This is a genomic window from Streptomyces sp. NPDC059169 (genome assembly GCF_042755225.1).
GTDB lineage: Bacteria > Actinomycetota > Actinomycetes > Streptomycetales > Streptomycetaceae > Streptomyces.
This window is the reverse complement of record NZ_JBHZCF010000046.1, coordinates 1-3,334: the sequence shown is the minus strand read 5'-3', so window position 1 is coordinate 3,334 and position 3,334 is coordinate 1. Positions and strand designations below refer to the sequence as shown.

The following is a 3,334-nucleotide window of genomic DNA, read 5'->3' as shown; positions in this document are numbered from 1 at the left end:
TGGAGGTTGATTGGTCTGCGGCTTATCCTGACCCGCGGCCCGGGGTCGTCGACCTGCCGACCTACGCCTTCCAACACCGCCGCTACTGGCTGGAACCGGAAGCGCCGGCCGCCGCCGTCTCGCCCGAAGAAGCGGCGTTCTGGGCGGCCGTCGAGGACCACGACACAGCATCGCTGGCGGGCAGGCTCGGATTGCCCGACACCGAGGCCCTGGAGGGGGTGCTGCCTGCACTGTCGTCGTGGCACACGAACCGGCACCGGCGGAGCACGGTGGACGGCTGGCGCTACCGCATCGAGTGGCGACGCCTCGCGGAGCCCACCGTTCGGCAACTCAACGACGAAACATGGCTTTTGGTGGTGCCCGCCGGATACGAGAACGACGCGCTCGTGCACGGCGCCCGCGAGGCGCTGGCGGAAGCGGGAGCCCGTACACACGCACTGACCGTGGCCGACGGCGGCGAGCTCGCCGACCTGCTGCGTGCCGTCACCGGTCACTGCTCCGGCGTGTTGTCCCTGCTGGCCCTGGACGAGGGGCCGGACCGCACCCAGCCCTGCGTACCCATCGGCCTTTCGCACACACTTGCGCTTCTCCAGGCGCTCGGCGAAGCAGACATCGACGCTCCGCTGTGGTGCATCACCCGAGGAGCGGTGGCCGTCGAGCCCACGACCGGGGGTGCGACGGGTACGGCCACGACCGGTTCCACGGATGACCCCGTGGACGGCGGTGCCGTAGCGGACCTTGCGCCGACGCACCCCGACCAGGCCGGGATCTGGGGGCTCGGCCGGGTCGCCGCGCTGGAGCACCCGGAGCGCTGGGGCGGTCTCATCGACATGCCCGGGCAGGTGTCAGCCGAGGGTCAGGAAGTGGCCGTGCTGGCACGGATCCTTGCTTCGGGTGGTGACGAGGACCAGCTTGCCGTCCGCGGGTCCGCCGCGTTCGGGCGACGGCTGGTCCCCGCACCGGTCGCCGGGAAACCCCCGCGGCGTTCCTGGCGGCCGCGCGGCACCGTCCTCGTCACCGGTGGCACGGGAGCACTCGGTGCCCATATCGCCCGCTGGCTCGCCGCCAACGGCGCGGAACACCTCGTGCTCACCGGCCGCCGCGGCGGCGACGTCCCCGGCGTGGCCGTGCTCTGCTCCGAACTTCGTGACCAGGGCGTCCGGGTCACCGTGGCGGGCTGCGATCTCGCGGACCAGCAGGCGGTGGCGGCCCTCGTCCGGCAAGTCGAGCAGGACGGGGACCCGATCCGCGCCGTGGTGCACGCCGCCGGAGTCAGTGCCCTCGGCCCGCTGGCGGAGGCAGGGCCGGACGACCTCGCGGCCGCACTGTCGGGCAAGGTCACCGGAGCAGACCATCTCTCCGCCGTGCTCGATCACGCACAACTCGACGCCGTCGTCTACTTCTCCTCGATTTCCGGCACGTGGGGAGTGGCCGAACACGGCGCGTACGCCGCGGCGAATGCGCTCCTCGACGCCCGCGCGGCACGCGGACGGGCCGACGGCCTGCCGGTCCTGTCGATTGCCTGGGGCCCGTGGGCGGGCGGCGGCATGATCTCCGACTCGGTCCACGACGTGCTGCGCCGCCGCGGTGTGCCCGTCATCGCCCCGGACAACGCGCTCACCGCCCTCCAGCAGGCGCTTGACCACGACGAGACATGGATCGCGGTCGCCGATGTCGACTGGCAGCGCTTCGGCAACGTCTTCACCTCCGTACGACCCAGCCGACTCATCGCCGAGATCCCGCAATCGGCGGAGGGCGGGGACGTGGACGGCAGCGATGGTGTCGGTGCTGAGCGCGGGCCGGCACGATCGCCGCTGGCCGAGCGTATCTCCGGGCTCGAAGCCCGGCAGCGCACCGCCGCACTGGTGGACCTCGTCCGAGAGCAAGTCGCCTCGGTGCTCGGTCACGACAAGACCTCCCCCGTCGACCCCGAACGCCCCTTCAAGGAGTTGGGGCTCGACTCGCTGACCGCCGTCGAGCTGCGCAACCGCCTGTGCCGGGTCACCGGGCTGCGGCTGCCCAGGACCGTCGTGTTCGACCAGCCCAGCCCGACCGTGCTCGCCGGCTACATCGGTGCCGAACTGGCCGGCGACGAGGAACGCAACACCAGGGAGCCGGCCACGGCGCCCGCCCTCGTCCCGACCCCCCGCTCGGCACGCGCAGACGACGACGCGATCGCGATCGTGTCCATGGCCTGCCGGTACCCGGGCGGCGTGCAGTCGCCGGAAGAGCTGTGGCGGCTCGTCCGAGAGGGCGTCGACGCGATGTCCGCCTTCCCCACCGACCGTGGCTGGGACCTCGACGGCCTCTACGACCCCGATGCCGACCGGCCGGGCAAGAGCTATGTCCGGGAGTCCGGATTCCTCGACGCAGCCGGTGACTTCGACGCCGAGTTCTTCGGGATCTCGCCGCGCGAGGCTCTCGCGATGGATCCGCAGCAACGCCTTCTCCTGGAGACCTCCTGGGAGGTCTTCGAGCGCGCGGGCATCGACCCCAAGTCCCTGCGCGGCAGCGGGACCGGTGTCTACGTGGGCGTCACCGACCAGGAGTACGGGAACCGACTGCGCACGTCGGACCCCGAGCAGTTCGAGGGCTATCTCGCGACCGGGGCGGCCGCGAGCGTCGCCTCCGGCCGCATCTCCTACACCCTGGGGCTGGAAGGCCCGGCCGTCACGGTCGACACGGCATGCTCGTCGTCATTGGTCGCCTTGCACATGGCGGTGCGCGCGCTCCGCTCGGGGGAGTGCGATCTCGCCGTAGCGGGAGCCGCGATGGTCATGGCCGATCCCGGGCCGTTCATCGGCTTCAGCCGTCAGCGGGGGCTGGCGCGGGACGGCCGGTGCAAGCCGTTCTCGGCGTCCGCCGACGGCTTCGCACTTTCCGAGGGGGTCGGAGTGTTGCTGGTGGAGCGTCTGTCGGAGGCCCGTCGCAACGGGCATCCGGTGCTTGCGGTGATCCGTGGGACGGCGATCAACCAGGACGGTGCCTCGAACGGTCTGACCGCTCCGAACGGGCCTTCGCAGCAGCGGGTGATCCGTGCTGCTCTGGCTGATGCCGGTCTGTCGGCGGCCGAGGTGGATGTGGTGGAGGCGCACGGTACGGGTACGTCGTTGGGCGATCCGATCGAGGCGCAGGCGTTGCTGGCGACGTATGGGCAGGAGCGGGACGCGGACCGGCCGTTGTGGCTCGGCTCGGTCAAGTCCAACATCGGGCACACCCAGACCGTCTCCGGGGTGGCGGGTGTGATGAAGATGGTGCTTGCCATGCGGCACGGCGAGATGCCGGCGACCCTGCATGTGGACGAGCCGTCTCCGCATGTGGACTGGTCGTCGGG

1 protein-coding gene is annotated in these 3,334 nt (G+C 71.4%); it reads left to right on the top strand.

Features of this window, described 5'->3' with window-relative positions:
- Positions 1-3,334, top strand: a 3,334-nt coding sequence (locus tag ACFXOM_RS35490; RefSeq protein WP_385041611.1) for an SDR family NAD(P)-dependent oxidoreductase, incomplete at both ends; no start/stop codon positions are given.